Here is a 15,897-nt window from a genome sequence, read left to right on the forward strand (position 1 = left end):
GACAACGGGCGGGGCGAGATGAACGGCGCCGAGAGCCTGGTCAAGACGCTGCTGGCTTGCGGCGTGGACACCTGCTTTGCCAACCCCGGCACCAGCGAGATGCACTTCGTGGCCGCGCTCGACCGCATTCCCGGCATGCGTTGCGTGCTCGGCCTGTTTGAGGGCGTGGTGACCGGCGCGGCCGATGGCTACGCGCGCATGGCTGACAAGCCGGCAGCCACGCTGCTGCACTGCGGCCCGGGCCTGGCCAATGGCCTGGCCAACCTGCATAACGCGCGCCGCGCGCAGACGCCGGTGATCAACATCGTGGGCGACCAGGCTACCTATCACCGTCCGTTCGACGCACCGCTGACGGCCGATACCGAAGGCTGGGCGCGCCCCGTCTCGGTCTGGACCCGCACCGCCACGGATGCCGCATCGGTCGGCGCCGATGCCGCCACGGCCGTGCAGGCCGCGTGCGCCGCCCCCGGTGGGGTCGCCAGCCTGATCCTGCCCTCGGATGTCTGCTGGGATGCCGGCGGCAAGGTAGGCGCGCCGCTGGCGCCGCTGCCGGTGCCCAAGGTCTCGCCCGATGCCGTCCAGCAAGCTGCACGCCTGCTGCGTTCGGGCCAGCCCACGCTGATCGTGCTGGCCGGCACCGCGCTGCGCGAGGCGCCGCTGGCCGATGCACACCGCATCGCCGCTGCCACCGATGCGCGCCTGATCACGCCGATGTCCAACGCCCGCGTGTCGCGCGGCCGTGGCCGTTTCAACGTGGATCGGGTGCCCTATTCCGGCGACGTGGCGCGTGACAAGCTGGCGGGCATCCGCAACGTCATCCTGGTGGGCGCGCCGCCGCCGGTGACGTTCTTCGCCTATCCGGGCAAGTCGCCGCGCCCATATCCGGAAGACGCTGAGATCCATGTGCTGGCACGTCCGGAACAAGATCTGGCCGAAGCCCTGGCGCGTCTTGCCGACGAGCTTGGCGCCCCCTCGGTGTCGGTGCCGGCTTCGGTCGCGCCGCGTGGGATCGCCAAGGGCGCGGTAACCTCCGAGGCGGTCGCGCAAACGCTGACCGCACTGCTGCCGGAGCAGGCCATCGTGGTGGAAGAGAGCGTGAGCTTTGGGCGTGCGTTTTATCCGGGGACCGTGCATGCCGCGCCGCATGACTGGCTGCAACTGACTGGTGGCGCTATCGGCGATGGGCTGCCGCTGGCGACTGGCGCCGCGGTCGCCGCGCCGGGGCGCCGGGTGGTCGCGTTGCAGGCCGATGGCTCGGGGATGTACACGCTGCAATCGCTGTGGACGATGGCGCGCGAGAAGCTCGACGTTACCGTGGTGATTCTGGCCAATCGCAAGTACGCGATTTTGCTGGGTGAGCTGGCTGGGGTTGGGGCCAATCCGGGCAAGACTGCGCTTGATATGCTGGATATCGGCAATCCGGATCTCAACTGGGTGCAGTTGGCCAATGGGATGGGGGTGGAGGCTGCGCGGGCTGAGGATATGGAGCGGTTTGCTGAGTTGTTTGGTATGGCTAATGCTCGGCGGGGGCCGTTTGTTATTGAGTTGGTGATTTGAGGTTGGAGGTGGGTTGATGGTCCCAGCTGCAGCTGCTTAACTTCAACGTCAAGAGCTTAAAGTCAAAGGCAGTTTCACCACGCCTGCGGGGCGGCGACCTACTTTCTTGTCTTGCCAAGAAAGTAGGCAAAGAAGGCGCGCCGGATGGGGCGACTACCCCCTCGGGCTTCGGCGAAAAGAGCGGCCGGGACCCAAACTCGCATCGCCTTAGGGCGATACTCAGACATGGGTCCCTCTTTTCCGCTCTTTTCGCCGAATCCCGAGGCGCCCCATACGGCCTCTGAACACCTACACGGCTCGCTTCGCATCGCGTGTGGGTGTCTCCCGCCTGACCGGCGGGAGACACGGCTACACCGAATCGATGTTCTGACTCTCCCGCTGGGGAGAGGGCGGGCGCTCGCAGTATCGCGCTCGCTCGTATGCCCGGGCCGGGCTTTACGCTGCCATCACCTCGCCATATCGCTGCACATGGAAATCGCTGTCGCCCAGCAACGGGTCGATCATCGTCAGCCGCTTGAAGTAATCCCCAACCTCCAGTTCGTCTGTCATCCCCATGCCGCCGTGCAGTTGCACGGCTTGCTGGCCGACGAGGCGGCCGGCCTTGGCAACCGTGACCTTGGCGGCGCTGAGCATGCGGCGGCGTTGGGCGGGGTCGGTTTCGTCCAGGGCTTGCGCTGCCACGTAGGCCATCGACAACGCCAGTTCCTTTTGTACGAGCATGTCGGCCATGCGGTGCTGCAGCGCCTGGAACACGGCTAGCGGCTTGCCGAACTGCTGCCGCGTGCGCAGGTACTCGGCGGTGATCTCGATCAGTTTTTCCATGGCGCCGGCGGCTTCGGCGCATAGCGCGGCAATGCCGTGGTCGATGCCGTGGAGCAGGGCGGGCAGGCCGTCGGCTGCGTTGCCGATCATGGCGCTGGCGTCCACGGTGACGTTCTGCAGGGCGAGGTCGGCGGCGCGCAGGCTGTCCATGGTGGGATAGCCGCGCACGGTGAGGCCGGCGGCGTTGCCGGGTACCAGGAACAGGGCTAGCTCGTTGCTGCCGCACACGCGCGCGGTGAGCAGGAAGGCGTCGGCGGCTTCGCCGTGCCAGGCCAGGCTTTTGTTGCCGTTAAGGACGTAGCCGTCGCCCTTGCGCTCGGCGCTGGCGCGCGCCGTCTCGGGGCGGTAGCGCGTGGTGGGTTCGAGGTAGGCGAGGGTGACCACGCGTTCGCCGGCGGCGATGGCGGGCAGCCAATCGTTTTTCTGGGCGGCGCTGCCGTAGGCGCTGAGCACGGCAGTGGCCATCACCGCGGTGGGCGTGACCGGTTCCAGCACCAGGCCACGGCCCAGTTCGCGCTGCACCACCAGCTGGCTGGCGGCGCTTTCGCCGAAGCCGCCGTATTCGCTGGGCACGGTCAGGCCGAGCACGCCCATTTCGGCTAGCTGCGCCCAGGTGGCGCGGTTGAGGCTGCCGCCGCCGCGGGCGCTCTTGCGGCGTTTATCGAAGGTGTATTCGGTATCGATGAAGCGGCGCAGGCTGTCCGCCAGCATCTGCTGTTCTTCGCTGTAGTTGAAGTCCATGACTGTGCTTGTTCCGTCTGTGCTCTCAGAAACCGAGGATCATCTTGGAGATGATGTTCTTCTGTACTTCGGTAGTGCCGCCGTAGATCGATGTCTTGCGCATGTCGAAGTACGTGGACGCGGCGGACGCGGCCCAGGCCGGGGCGTGCAGCGGTGCGTCGGCGGGCGGTGCTTCGCCGGCTTCGAGCCAGCGCGGGGAGTAGGGCCAGGCATTGGGGCCGGCCACTTCCATCTGCAGCATGGCGAGGTCCTGCTGGATCTCGGAGCCACGGATCTTGACGATGGAGGCTTCCGGGCCGGGGCCGCGGCCGGCGTCTTGCGTGGCTACGCGCAGCAGCAGCATTTCCAGCGCCATGATGTCCATCTCGATGCGCGCGATCTTGTCGCGCATGCGCACGTCGTCGATCAGCGGGCGACCCGCGCCGTCGGTGGCTTGCGCGGCGTAGTGCTTGAGCTGGCGCAGCTCGCGGTTGCAGTGGCCGATGCCGGCAATGCCGGTGCGCTCGTGGCCGAGCAGGTACTTGGCATAGGTCCAGCCGCGGTTTTCTTCCCCCAGCAGGTTGCCCGCCGGCACCTCCACATCCTCGAACCACACCTCGTTGACGTCGTGGCCGCCGTCCAGCGTGACGATGGGGCGCACGGTCACGCCCGGCGTCTTCATGTCGATCAGCAGCATCGAGATGCCTTCCTGCGGCTTGGACTCGCTGTCGGTGCGCACCAGGCAGAAGATCCAGTCGGCGAAGTGCGCCATCGTCGTCCAGGTCTTCTGGCCGTTGACGATATAGCGGTCGCCCTGGCGCACGGCGCGCGTCTTGAGCGAGGCCAGGTCGGAGCCGGAGCCGGGCTCGGAGTAGCCCTGGCACCAGAAATCCTCCACCGTGGGGATGCGCGGCAGGAAACGTTCCTTGTGCTCCTGGCTGGCGTACTTCATCAGCACCGGGCCGATCATGGTCAGGCCGAAGGGCAGCATGCGCGGCGCGCCCGCACGGAATGCCTCGATCTCGAAGATCAGGCGCTGCAGCGCGTTCCAGCCCGTGCCGCCCCATTCCTTGGGCCAGGTCGGCGCGCCCCAGCCCCGCGCGTGCAGGATACGGTGCCAGCGCACATAGTCATCCTTCTCCACGCGCTGGTGAGCCAGCACCTTGTCGCGGATATCCGCGGGCAGGCTGGCCTGCACGAAACTCCGAACTTCTTCGCGGAACGCTTGCTCCGCCGCGCTGAAACGCAGGTCCATCTGTTTGTCCCCTCGGTTGGGAAGGCGGGCCGCCACCGGCCGCCGATTTGAGTCGTTGCGGGGATTTTATGGGTGGCAGGGCATTCGGTTCTTCCGCAATGGCAAAGCCGTCCTTCCGCGCTTGCGAACCGATGGACTGCGCAAGCCAGCCGCCTGCTAGCGCACATGCCAAGCAGAACACGGCCTTAGCCAAATCCAAATGGCATGCGGCTGACGCCTGCCGCACACTGGCGCAGTGCCGTCGCAGCACAAAGACAATTCACGCCGAGGAGACAGGCGATGCACCGCTGGACCATACGTTGCACCCGATGGCTTGCCCTATGCGGCTGGCTGGCGGCCACGGCGAGCGCATTCGCCGCTTATCCCGACAAGCCCGTCCGGCTGGTGGTGCCTTTCCCGCCGGGCGGCGCCACCGACCTGCTCGCGCGTGAAGTCAGCCATGCACTTTCCGTGCGGCTCGGCCAGTCGGTAGTGATCGAGAATCGGCCCGGCGCGGGCGGCAACATTGCCGCCGTGGCGGTGGCGCGCGCGCCGGCCGATGGCTATACCTTGCTGTTCGGCACCTTCGGCTCGCTGGCCGTCAACAAGAGCCTGTACGACAAGCCGGGCTACGACCCGCTCAAGGATTTCGCGCCGGTGGCCTCCGTGGCCTACCTGCCCAACGTGCTGGTGGTCCATCCCTCCGTCCCGGCCCGTAACGTGGCCGAGCTGCTGGCGCTTGCACGGCGCGAGCCCGGCAAGCTGACTTACGGCTCCTTTGGCAACGGCTCGTCGTCGCACCTGGCCGGCGAGCTCTTCACCCACATGGCGGGCGTGCGCATCGACCACGTGCCGTACAAGGGCAGCGCCCCGGCCATGACGGACCTGATCGGCGGGCGCCTGACCATGATGTTCGACAGCATCTCCACCGCCTTGCCGTACGTGCGGGATGGCCGCGTGCGTGCGCTGGCGGTGACAACCGCCAAGCCGTCCGAGCAGTTGCCCGGCGTGCCGACGCTGGCCGCTGCCGGTGTGCCCGGCTATGAACTCACCGCGTGGTTCGGCGTAGTGGCGCCGGCCAATACCCCGGCCGCCATTGTCGATCGCCTCAACGCCGAGATCGTGGCGTCGCTCGCGCAGCCCGAGCTGGCGGCGCGGCTGGCCAGCCAGGGCACGGTGCCCTTTCCTTCGACGCCGGCGCAGTTCGGCACCTATATGCGCACCCAGTACCAGAAGTGGGACGGCCTGATCAAGTCAGCGAACATCCATCTGGATCAGTGAGTTCGCCACTCCCAACCATTCCCAGCCATTCCCAGCCGTTGCAACAGCCAGTCCGGTTCCAACCTAATCATCGCTTGCATCATGTCCTCTTTCCGCCCCGAGTTCATCCACGACATCCCCCGGCACTGGGCCGAGCAATCGCCCCAGGCGCCTTGCCTGCATGAGGCCAGCGGGGTGATTAGCTACGGCACGCTGTGGCAGCGCATCACCGCCACTCGCGACTGGCTAGCCGCGCAGGGCGTAGGGCAGGGCGACCGCGTGATGGTGGTGGGCGAGAACTGCGCCGAGATGGTGGTGATGCTGTTTGCCTGCAGTGCGCTGCATGCGTGGCCGATCCAGGTCAACGCACGGCTCTCGCCGCGCGAGATCGACGGCATCCGCGCGCATGCGCAGCCGTTGTTGACGTTCTTTACCAACCATGTCTCCGACGTAGCCGAGGCGCATGCCAGGCGGCTCGGCGCACAGCCCACCGATTGCGTGGCGCTCGATCCCGGCCTCGCCAGCCTGCGTGCCTCGGAGGCGCCGCCGCGCGTGAGCGCCGCCGAGGCGCGGGACGTGGCCACGCTGATCTATACCTCCGGCACCACCGGCGCGCCCAAGGGCGTGATGGTGCCGCACGCCGGCCTGACCATCTTCGCGCGGATCTCGGCCACCTCGCGCCATCTCGGTCCCAACGACATTGCCTACGGCGCGCTGCCGCTGTCGCATATCTTCGGCATCGCCACCGTGCTGATGGCCACGCTGTACGCGGGCGCCAGCCTGGTGATGCGGCCACGCTTCGATGCGGCGGACGTGTTCGCCGCGCTGGAGTCCCCCGGCGTCACCATGCTGCAAGGCGTGCCTACCATGTTCACGCGCATCATGGCGGTGGCGCGGGAGTCGGCGCTGGAGAGCGGCGCCGCCGCGTTTCCCCGCCTGCGTTATCTCTATACCGGCGGCGCGCCGCTGGACCCGACCCTCAAGCGCGACACCGAGGCATGGTTCGGCCAGCCGCTGCATCACGGCTACGGCATCACCGAATACGCCGGTTCGCTGTTCATCACCCGCATGGACGCGCCACGCGCCGATTGCTCCGCCGGCTACATCGTCGAAGGCGTGGAGATCAACATCACCAGCGAACAGGGCGAGCCGATGCCCGCGGGCGAACGCGGCCAGATCCGCGTGCGCGGTCCCGGCGTGATGCGCGGCTATTTCCGCAACGCGGAGCAGACCGCGGAGGCGCTGCTGCCGGGCGGCTGGCTCAACACGGGCGATCTCGGCTTCCTCGGTGAAGACGGCGCACTGTTTATCGTTGGCCGCTCCAAGGACCTGATCATCCGCTCGGGTTTCAACGTCTACCCGATCGAGGTGGAGTCCGTCATCAACGCCTTCCCCGGTGTGCGCCAGTCCGCCGTGGTCGGGCGCGCTGCCGCCGATGGCAATGAAGAAGTCGTGGCCTTTATCGAAACGCAGCCGGGCGCAAAGCTGGACACCGCCGCCCTGGAGGCCTACCTGCGGGAGAGCCTGGCGCCGTACAAGCGGCCCGCGCAGATCCGCGTGATCGAGACCATTCCCACCACCGCCAGCGGCAAGCTCTTGAAGCAGCCGCTGCGCGCCATGCTGGACGGCACCGCCGTAGCGGCGTGACCCCCCGGCGGCGGTTGCGTCCATGCACTCGCCGCCGCCAGCGCTTCGCCGCGGGCCGAAGCGTTCTCGCAGCCAGCGCCCCTGCACGCCCCGGGCACCGGCAAGACGCACAATAAGGAGGAGACTGATGAAACGATGGATGATGGCTGGCATGCTGCTGGCCTTGGTGCAAGGCACCGCAATGGCGGACAACTATCCGGCGCGCCCGGTGAAGCTGATCGTGGGCTACGCCCCGGGAGGCCCGGTCGATACCGCCGCGCGCATCTACGCCGACTTCCTGGGCCGCACGCTCAAGCAGCCGGTGGTGGTGGACAACCGCGCCGGCGCCAGCGGCGCCATTGCCGCGGACCTGACGGCAAAGGCAACGCCGGACGGCTACACGCTGTACTTCGTGGCCAGCCCCACCATGACCATGACGCCGCTGATCCAGAAGTCGGTGAATTTCAATCCCACCAAGGATTTCACCTATGTCGGCCTGATCACCGATTACACCAACGTGCTGCTGATCAACAAGGATTTCCCCGCCAAGAACGTCACCGAGCTGGTCGAGTACGCGCGCAAGCATCCGGAAGGCGTCAGCTTCGGCTCGGCCGGCGTGGGCGCGTCCAACCATCTGTCCGCCGAGCTGCTCGCGCAGATGGGCGGGGTGAAGATGCTGCACGTGCCGTACAAGGGCAACTCGCCGGCGATGGCTGATGTGATCGGCGGCAAGGTGACCTTCATGTTCGACATCACCGGCACTGCCATCGGCCATATCCAGGGGGGCAAGGTGCGCGCGCTGGCCGTGACGTCGAAGACGCGCAACGCGGCACTGCCGACCGTGCCGACCATGATCGAGTCCGGCATGAAGAACTATGACCTGACCGGCTGGTACGCGCTGATCGGCCCGCAGAAGCTGCCCGCCGATGTGGTGGACAAGCTGGTCAAGGCGCAGAAGTCGATCGGCGACGATCCTGCCTTCCAGCAGCGCATGACGCAGGGCGGCTATGACCTTGATATCACCGGGCCCAAGCCGCTGGCCGACCGCATCCAGCGTGAACTGAAGCTGTGGGCAGGGGTGGTGAAGACGGCGAATATCCAGGTGGATTGAGGCCGGATGGCTCCCCTCACCAGCTTGCGGGAGAGGGGAGCGCGGCGCCGTTCAGGCGCCCGGTGCGCGCTTGCGCAGCAGGTAACGCTGCAAGCCGTCGAGCACCAGCACGCCGTGCTGGTTATGCACCGTCGAGCGCAAGGTCAGCACGCCGGTGGTGCGGTTCGGCGTGAGCTCGCTGACTTCCAGCGCGCTGTACAGCGTATCGCCCACATAGACCGGATGCAGGAAACGGCTACTCTGGTCGAGAAACCCCTTCAGCGATTCCTCCACCATATGCGGGAACAGGCCGGCGCCCGCCGCCGTCTGGATCAGCACCTGGTAGCCGTGCGCCAGCATGTGCGGCATGCCGTGGGCGCGGCAATACTCTGCATCGTAATGCACCGGGTGGTTGTCGCCGCTCGCCAGCTGGAAGGCGGCGAACAGTGCCTCGGTCATGGTGCGCGAGGGCAGCACAAAGCGTTCACCGGGCACAAAATCGTCGAAATAACGTTGTTCGCACATGCGGTGGGCGCGCGGGTCGAAGCTCGTCGCGTCGGGGTTCGCTGTGGATGGCTTGATGGTCATCGATGGGTGTCGGGGTTGGTGGCGCGAAGCAGCGCGCCAGCAGAAGAAACCACGCTGCACCATGGCCTGGCGCAGCGCGGGTGCAGGGTCAATCCGGTCAATCCGGCTTGAGGCCCAGCCGCTCCACCAGCGCCTTCTCCTGCGCGATCTGCTGCAGGGCAAAGCGGGTGTAGCCGGCGCTGTCCAGGTACATCAGGTCCTGATCCTGCTGCTTGAGCGCGGCCAGATGCTGGGGATCTTCCGCGGCGCGCCGCAGCGCATCCTGCAGGATGTTGACCACCTTGGGATCCATGCCCTTTGGCCCGGCCACGCCGTAGGGCGAGTTGGAGACGATGTCATAGCCGAGCTCGCGCAGCGTGGGCGCGTCGGGCCAGCGCGGGGAGCGCTGCGCCGTCCATAGATTCAGCCAGCGCAACTTGCCCGCATCGACCAGCGTGCCGGCGGCGCTGCCGGCGGCGCAGAGCTGCACATGATTGCCCATCAGCGAGTTCAGGCAGTCGGCATCGCCCTTGAAGGGCACGTGGTTGACGGTGAGGTTTTCCTTGGTCACCAGCTCGATCATGGTGATGTGCGGCGAGCTGTACTGGCCCGGCGAGCCGTAGCTCACGGTTCCCGGCCTGGCGTGCGCATCGCGCAGGAAATCGCTCCAGTTCTTCCATGGGGAATTGGCCGGCACCACAACGCCAAAGGTATAGCCGGTGATGCGCGACAGGTAGGTGAAATCGCGTGCCGGGTCAAAGGCGGTCTTCTGGATGAAGGGCTGACGGAATACGGTGACCGGCATCATCGACAGCGTGTAGCCATCGGGTTTCGCTTGCCGCAGGGCAAGCGCGCCCATGGTGCCGGCCACGCCCGGCTTGTTGTCCACCACCACGGTCTGGCCGAGGGACTTCTGCAAGGCCACGGCAAACTGACGGACTACCACGTCGGTGGTGCCGCCCGGCGCATAGGGCACGATCAGCGTGACCGGGCGGGTGGGATAGGTGGGAGCGGACTGCGCCTGGACCAGCGTGGCGCAGCCTAGAACGATAGCGGCGCTAGCTACGCGCCATGGATTGCGGACTGCATGCATCGGAAGTCTCCTCTTGCTGTTGTTCCCTTCGATCCCGATGTTGTCGTTGTTATCGTTGTTGCTGTCCTTGCGCGGGTCAGTGCTCCACCACGGCCCATGCGTCCATCGCCTGGCCCCCGGCATCGTCACCGGTCCACAAGGTGACCTTGCCTGGCGTGCCGGCATCGGCTGCGCCGCCCACCGTCACCGTGTCGTGATCGAATATCGGGGCCAGCCCGCGGAAGCCGAAACGGCGTACCGTGGCGCCGGGCATCTCGCGCGCCAGCAGGTCCAGCGTGAGCATCGCTTGCAGCGGGCCGTGCACGACCAGGCCGGGGTAGCCTTCCACGTCGCGCACGTAGTCGTGGTCGTAGTGGATGCGGTGGCCATTGAAGGTGAGCGCGGAGAAACGGAACAGCATCACCGGGTCGGCGCGCAACTGGCGCTGCCATTGCACCTGGTGCGCCAGGCGCGGCCGCGCGGGCAGTGGCTGCCCCGGCTCCGGCATGGCGCGATAGACCAGGTCCTGGCGCTCGGTCAGCGCGACCTCGCCCTTGACCGTGAGCACATGCTCCACCGTGACAAACCACAGCTCTCCGCTGCGCCCGCTCTTGTGCTCGACATTGCGGATGGTGGAGGTGCGCGTCACCGTATCGCCCACGCGCAGCGGCTTGCGGAAATCCAGTTCGCCGCCGGCCCACATGCGGCGCGGCAGCGGCACCGGCGGCATGAAGCCGCCCAGCGCCGGATGGCCGTCCTGGCCAAGCTCGCGCTGCGGGGCGCGCGGCAGGAAGTAGAGCCAGTGCCATAGCGGCGGCAGCGGGCCGCGCACCAGCGCGCCGCCGTCGAGGTCGAGCGTGGCCGCGAGGCCGATCACGGGTTCCGGGGCGAGCGTCTCGGTGCGGCTTTCACTGCGGCCGATCCAGGTGCGCAGGGATTCGAGTTGGGTCATGGCTGGGTGATCGCGGGTTCGGTGCGGGGTTAGCCTGCCAGCGCGAGAATGCGCCGGGCCTGTTCGATGACAGGACGATCGACCATCTTGCCGTCGACCTGTACCGCGTGGCTGCCGCTGGCGGTGGCGTCCAGCACGCGCTGCGCCCAGTCCAGTTGCTCGGCCGTGGGCAGGAAGCCCGCGCGCACCGCGGCAAGCTGGGCCGGATGAATGCACAGCTTGGCGGCAAAGCCGAGGGCGCGCGCGTGGGCTACATCGTCGGCCAGCACGGCTTCGTCCTTGAGCGCGGTGGTGACGCCATCCACGGGCGGCGGCAGGCCGGCCACGCGTGAAGCCAGCACAATGCGCGAGCGCGCCATCAGCAACGCTTCGCGGGTATGGGCGCAACCCAGGTCCACGGCGAAGTCCAGTGAGCCAAAGGCCAGCCGCGACACGCCTTGCGCGGTGGCGACCGCATCAATGCCGTGCAGGCCGCACGCGCTCTCGATGATCGCTACCAGGCGGCCCTGCGGGTTGACCTGCGCCAGTGCCCGGGCGATCTCGCCAAGCGCGGCCGGGTCTTCTGCCTTGGGCACCAGCAAGCCGGCCAGCGGTGCGCCGGGCGGCAGGGCGCGCAGCCACGCCATGTCGGCGGCAAAGGCCGCCGAGCTGGCGTCGTTGATGCGCACATAGGCTTGCGCCTGCGCGCCGCGTTCCAGCAGCCACGCGGCAATAGCCGCGCGCGCGGCCGGCTTGGCGTCCGGATGCACGGCGTCCTCGAGATCGAGGATCAGCGCATCGGGCGCGGCGGCCGCGGCTTTGTCGAAGCGTTCGGGCCGGTCGCCCGGCACGAACAGATAGGTCATGGCGGTGGTGACGGCGGACATGGAGCGAGCCTCGGTAGGATTGGCCACGTTATCAGGCGGTGGGCAGCCAGTCGTTGACGTTCGCCTGTGTTTCCAGCGCCCACACGCGGGCGATGATGGCGCGCATCTCGGCCTCGCTCGCGCCGTGGCGGAACGCGCCCAGTTGCAGCGCCTTGGCTTCGAGTTCAGGGCGCGACAGCGTATTGCCCGGATCGCCCTTGGGTACGTCCACGCGGCCCGCCAGCGTGCGGCCGTCGGCGGTCTTGACCGTGACGCGGCCAATCCACTGGCGCGGATACGCGGCATTGATCTCGTCGTCGAGTTCCATTTCCACCTTGTCGCGGAAGACAGCCACCTTGGCATCCTGCAGCGCATGGTCCTCGAACTCGCCCAGGCCGGCGTGCGCGTGCACCGCTACCAGGCCCAGCACCGTGCCCATGGAGAACTTGGCCTGGTGGATGGTCTTGGGGTCGGTCACGGGGCCAAGGACGTCGATGGCGCCTTGGTGCACGTGGGCGGTCACGCTGGCGATCTGGTCCGCGCTGATCTTCTCGCGCAGCATCAGGTCCTTGAGCGCATCGGCCGCCGGGTGCGTGTGGCGGCACGAGGCGAAGAACTTGAACGAGGTCTCGGCGGTGGCCCAGCGCTCGCCCAGGCCGTCGGTCAGGGCGGCGGGGTTAGCGTCGCTGGACATGCCGGCGGCCATGCCCTGCGGGCCTTCCAGGATGCGCTTCGCGCCGGTAAAGCCAGCGCGTGCGATCCAGGCGGACATCAGGCCGTCGGCAGCTGCCTTGGCGGTGTGCAGTTGCTTGGAGTCCGCGGCGTCGCGCAGGAATTCCCACAGGCCGGCGGCCTGCGTGCCGGCCGAGCCGAGCGCCTGGTTGATGCCCTCAGCGTCCATGCCATACAGCTTGGCGACAGCGGCGGCGGCCGCCAGCGTGCCGACGGTGCCTGTGGTGTGGAACACGCGATAGTGCGAGCGGCCCATGAATTCGCCGATGCGGATGCCCGCCTCGTAGCCGGCGATGGACGCCAGCAGCACTTCGGCACCGCTCTTGCCTTCGGCCTGCGCGGCAGCGATCACGGCGGGGAACACTACAGCGGCGGGATGCAGCACCGAGCCGTTATGCACGTCGTCCTGCTCCACCACGTGGGAGGAAGCGCCATTGATCAGCGCGGCAAAGTACGGCGAGGTGCGGCGGCGATCCACCAGCACCTCGGCCGGGCCCTGCTGCGGGCCCATCGCGGCGACGAACTCCTGCAGCTTGCGCACCGCCGGTGCATCCTTGCCGGCGATGGCGGAGGCAATCCAGTCGAGGAACAGGTCCTTGGTGCGCGCAACCACGTCTGCGGGCACGTCGGCCAGCGTGAAGCGGGCCAGGAATTCGCACAGCTGGCGGGTAGGGTAGGTGTGGTCAGTGGCTTGGCTCATGCCGGCTCCGGGCGGTGTTCTGGGGTGGTGGTCTGTCTTTCTGTTCCTCCCCTCTCCCACACCAGTGGGAGAGGGGAGTCACGCCTGCGCGAGGCTGCGCGTTGGCGTCATGGCTTCGTGCTGTTGTTCAAATCGTCTTGCTGTCCGTCATCCTGGCAATCTCGCCCGCGCCGTAACCCAGCTCGGCCAGGATGGCCGCGCTATGCGCGCCCAGCGCCGGGACGTCGCCCATCACCGGTTCCACGCCCGACAGGTTGGCCGGCGGCAGCAACGCCCCGATGGGGCCGCCGGGGCTGGCCACTTCGCGCCAGCGTCCACGTGCGGCCAGTTGCGGGTGGTTCCACACGGCCTCGATATCGTTCATGGGCGCGTTGGCGATCTGCGCGTCGTCCAGCAGCGCTTCGACCTGCGTCACCGTCATCGGCGCGAAACGCGCTTCGATCAACGCGGTCAGCTCGGTGCGGTTCTTGACGCGCCCCGAGTTGGAGGCGAAGCGCTCGTCCTTGAGCAGCGCCGGCTGCGCCAGCACCTTGTTGCAGAAGGCTTGCCATTCACGCTCGTTCTGCAACCCGAAGATCACGCTGCCGCCGTCGCCGGTACGGTGCACGCCATACGGCGCGATGGCCGGGTGCGATGCGCCAAATCGCGCCGGCGCGTTGCCGCCGTAGTGGCCGAAGTACAGCGCGTAGTTCATCCACTCGGTCAGCGCCTCCAGCATGGTCACCTCCACGCGCAGGCCCTGGCCGGTGCGCCCGCGCTGCAGCAGCGCGGAGAGGATGCCGCTATAGGCGTACATGCCGGCCGCGATGTCGGCGATGGAAATCCCCGCGCGCGATGGCTCATCCGCGCCGCCGGTGATGCCGATCAGGCCTGCGGCCGCCTGGATCAGCAGGTCATACGCCTTCTTGTCGCGATAGGGGCCGGCGTCTCCGTAGCCGGAAATATCGCAGACGATCAGCTTGCCGTAGCGCGGGTGCAGCGTGTCGAAATCCAGCCCCATGCGTGCAGCCGCGCCGGGCGCGAGGTTCTGCACCAGTACGTCCGCGTCGGCCAGCAGGCGGTGCAGCACGGCTTGCGCCTCGTCCTGCTTGAGATCGAGCGTCAGGCTCTCCTTGCCGCGGTTGAGCCAGACGAAGTGCGAAGCCTGGCCATGGACGGTCTCATCGTAGCCACGCGCGAAATCGCCCACGCCGGGGCGTTCCACCTTGACCACGCGGGCGCCGAGGTCGGCCAGCTGGCGGGTGGCGAACGGCGCGGCCACGGCGTGTTCGAGGGAGACGACGCGGATGCCATCGAGCGGGCGGATGCCCTGGTGCGTAGCAAGCATGGGGGCGGCCCTCAGAACGAACGTGGCAGCTCGAGCACGTGCTCGGCCACATACGACAGGATCAGGTTGGTGGAGATCGGCGCGACCTGGTACAGGCGCGTCTCGCGGAACTTGCGCTCGATGTCGTATTCGGCGGCGAAGCCAAAGCCGCCGTGCGTCTGCAGGCAGACGTTGGCCGCTTCCCACGACGCATCGGCCGCGAGCAGCTTGGAGATGTTGGCCTCCTTGCCGCAGGGCTTGCCGGCATCGAACAGCGCGGCGGCCTTGTAGCGCATCAGGCTGGCCGCTTCCACGTTCACATAGGCTCGCGCGATGGGGAACTGGATGCCCTGGTTCTGGCCGATCGGGCGGTCGAACACGATGCGCTCGCGCGCATAGTTGCTGGCGCGCTCGATAAACCAGTAGCCGTCGCCGACGCATTCGGAGGCGATCAGGATGCGCTCGGCGTTCAGGCCGTCCAGGATGTACTTGAGGCCCTTGCCTTCCTCGCCGATCAGGTTCTCGGCGGGGATTTCCAGGTTGTCGAAGAACAGTTCGTTGGTCTCGTGGTTGACCATATTGCGGATCGGCCGCACCGTGAGGCCCTTGCCGATGGCCTCGCGCAGGTCCACCACGAACACCGACAGCCCCTCCGACTTGCGCTTGACCTGGTCCAGCGGCGTGGTGCGCGCCAGCAGCAGCATCAGGTCCGAGTGCTGCACGCGCGAGATCCACACCTTCTGGCCGTTGATGACGTAGCGGTCGCCCTTCTTCACGGCGGTGGTCTTGAGCTTGGTGGTATCGGTGCCGGTGGTGGGCTCGGTCACCGCCATCGACTGCATGCGCAGCTCGCCCGAGGCGATGCCCGGCAGCCAGCGCTGCTTTTGCTCGGCCGAGCCGTGGCGCAGCAGGCAGCCCATCACATACATCTGGCCGTGGCAGGCGCCGGAGTTGCCGCCGGTGCGGTTGATCTCCTCCATGATGACGGACGCGGCGGTCAGCGGCAGGCCCGAGCCGCCGTATTCCTCCGGGATCAGGGCGGACAGCCAGCCGGCCTTGGTCAGCGCCTGCACGAACTCTTCGGGGAAGGCGTTCTGCTCTTCCACGCGTTGCCAGTAGGCGGAATCGAAGCCGGTGCACAGGGCACGCACGGCTTCGCGGATGTCGGGATACGGCTGGTCGTGCGATGGTTCTGCGAACATGAAAAGGGGCCCCGGTATGGACGTTATATGGACGTTATGGGATTTAGCTTGCGGCCATTATTCCCGAGGGCCTGCCGTGCGGTAATTCGGATTTGCGAAAGAGCGGCTTAGCGCCCCCGGAAGCAGGCCGGGCGGGCACAGCACGGGTTGGGGCGGCGCCGCGCGCACTCGCCGGCGCCCGGTGGCTTCTGGCCGGCCTTGCCCACCCTTAG

At 67.5% G+C, this 15,897-nt stretch carries 13 protein-coding genes; 4 read left to right on the forward strand and 9 right to left on the reverse strand.

The annotated features are described in order from the left end of the window. Positions 1-18: 18 nt before the first annotated feature. Positions 19-1,557 carry an acetolactate synthase large subunit gene (locus AC07XB_RS13115; protein ID WP_492811174.1) on the forward strand — a complete coding sequence of 513 codons (1,539 nt, stop codon included), beginning with the start codon at positions 19-21 and terminating at the stop codon, positions 1,555-1,557. A gap of 435 nt (positions 1,558-1,992) precedes the next feature. Here AC07XB_RS13115 and AC07XB_RS13120 read toward each other — a convergent pair whose 3' ends face one another. Together AC07XB_RS13120 and AC07XB_RS13125 are read right to left on the reverse strand one after the other, a co-directional pair. Further along, the gene (locus AC07XB_RS13120; RefSeq protein WP_492827913.1) at positions 1,993-3,120 is read right to left on the reverse strand and encodes an acyl-CoA dehydrogenase family protein; all 1,128 of its coding nucleotides are present in this window, start codon (positions 3,118-3,120) and stop codon (positions 1,993-1,995) included. Between the two features lie 25 nt (positions 3,121-3,145). Continuing rightward, complete coding sequence (locus AC07XB_RS13125; RefSeq protein WP_492375836.1) at positions 3,146-4,354, reverse strand: acyl-CoA dehydrogenase family protein; 1,209 nt, start codon at positions 4,352-4,354, stop codon at positions 3,146-3,148. A gap of 279 nt (positions 4,355-4,633) precedes the next feature. On the opposite strand from AC07XB_RS13125, the gene AC07XB_RS13130 reads away from it, so the two are divergent. The 3 genes from AC07XB_RS13130 to AC07XB_RS13140 all read left to right on the forward strand — a co-directional run bounded on the left by AC07XB_RS13130 (position 4,634) and on the right by AC07XB_RS13140 (position 8,330). Next, positions 4,634-5,614 (forward strand): tripartite tricarboxylate transporter substrate binding protein, encoded by a 981-nt coding sequence (locus AC07XB_RS13130; RefSeq protein ID WP_043357257.1) that lies wholly within the window; start codon positions 4,634-4,636, stop codon positions 5,612-5,614. Positions 5,615-5,695: 81 nt separating this feature from the next. Beyond that, positions 5,696-7,240, forward strand: a complete 1,545-nt coding sequence (locus AC07XB_RS13135; protein ID WP_492375837.1) for a class I adenylate-forming enzyme family protein — start codon at positions 5,696-5,698, stop codon at positions 7,238-7,240. 127 nt (positions 7,241-7,367) lie between these two features. Further along, positions 7,368-8,330, forward strand: coding sequence for a Bug family tripartite tricarboxylate transporter substrate binding protein (locus AC07XB_RS13140; RefSeq protein WP_492375838.1), 963 nt, complete (start codon positions 7,368-7,370; stop codon positions 8,328-8,330). A 51-nt stretch (positions 8,331-8,381) separates the two neighbouring features. Here the strand turns inward: AC07XB_RS13140 and AC07XB_RS13145 are convergent, their stop codons facing one another. The 7 genes from AC07XB_RS13145 to AC07XB_RS13175 form a co-directional block, all read right to left on the reverse strand. After that, positions 8,382-8,897, reverse strand: coding sequence for a MaoC family dehydratase (locus AC07XB_RS13145; RefSeq protein ID WP_492827911.1), 516 nt, complete (start codon positions 8,895-8,897; stop codon positions 8,382-8,384). A 97-nt stretch (positions 8,898-8,994) separates the two neighbouring features. Beyond that, entirely contained in the window at positions 8,995-9,969 is a 975-nt protein-coding gene (locus AC07XB_RS13150; protein WP_492827909.1) for a tripartite tricarboxylate transporter substrate binding protein, read from the reverse strand. Between the two features lie 76 nt (positions 9,970-10,045). Then, positions 10,046-10,900: an HTD2 family dehydratase gene (locus AC07XB_RS13155; RefSeq protein ID WP_492375841.1), complete on the reverse strand. Its 855-nt coding sequence runs from the start codon at positions 10,898-10,900 to the stop codon at positions 10,046-10,048. A gap of 29 nt (positions 10,901-10,929) precedes the next feature. Further along, positions 10,930-11,766 (reverse strand): HpcH/HpaI aldolase/citrate lyase family protein, encoded by an 837-nt coding sequence (locus AC07XB_RS13160; RefSeq protein WP_492375842.1) that lies wholly within the window; start codon positions 11,764-11,766, stop codon positions 10,930-10,932. 31 nt (positions 11,767-11,797) lie between these two features. Beyond that, a complete protein-coding gene (locus tag AC07XB_RS13165; RefSeq protein ID WP_492827907.1) occupies positions 11,798-13,177 on the reverse strand; it encodes an MmgE/PrpD family protein in 1,380 nt (459 codons plus the stop codon). A 127-nt stretch (positions 13,178-13,304) separates the two neighbouring features. Beyond that, positions 13,305-14,504, reverse strand: a complete 1,200-nt coding sequence (locus AC07XB_RS13170; RefSeq protein WP_492375844.1) for a CaiB/BaiF CoA transferase family protein — start codon at positions 14,502-14,504, stop codon at positions 13,305-13,307. An 11-nt stretch (positions 14,505-14,515) separates the two neighbouring features. After that, positions 14,516-15,685 (reverse strand): acyl-CoA dehydrogenase family protein, encoded by a 1,170-nt coding sequence (locus tag AC07XB_RS13175; RefSeq protein ID WP_150985202.1) that lies wholly within the window; start codon positions 15,683-15,685, stop codon positions 14,516-14,518. Between the last annotated feature and the right edge of the window lie 212 nt (positions 15,686-15,897).

This window comes from Cupriavidus sp. GW821-FHT02F09, assembly GCF_059421605.1.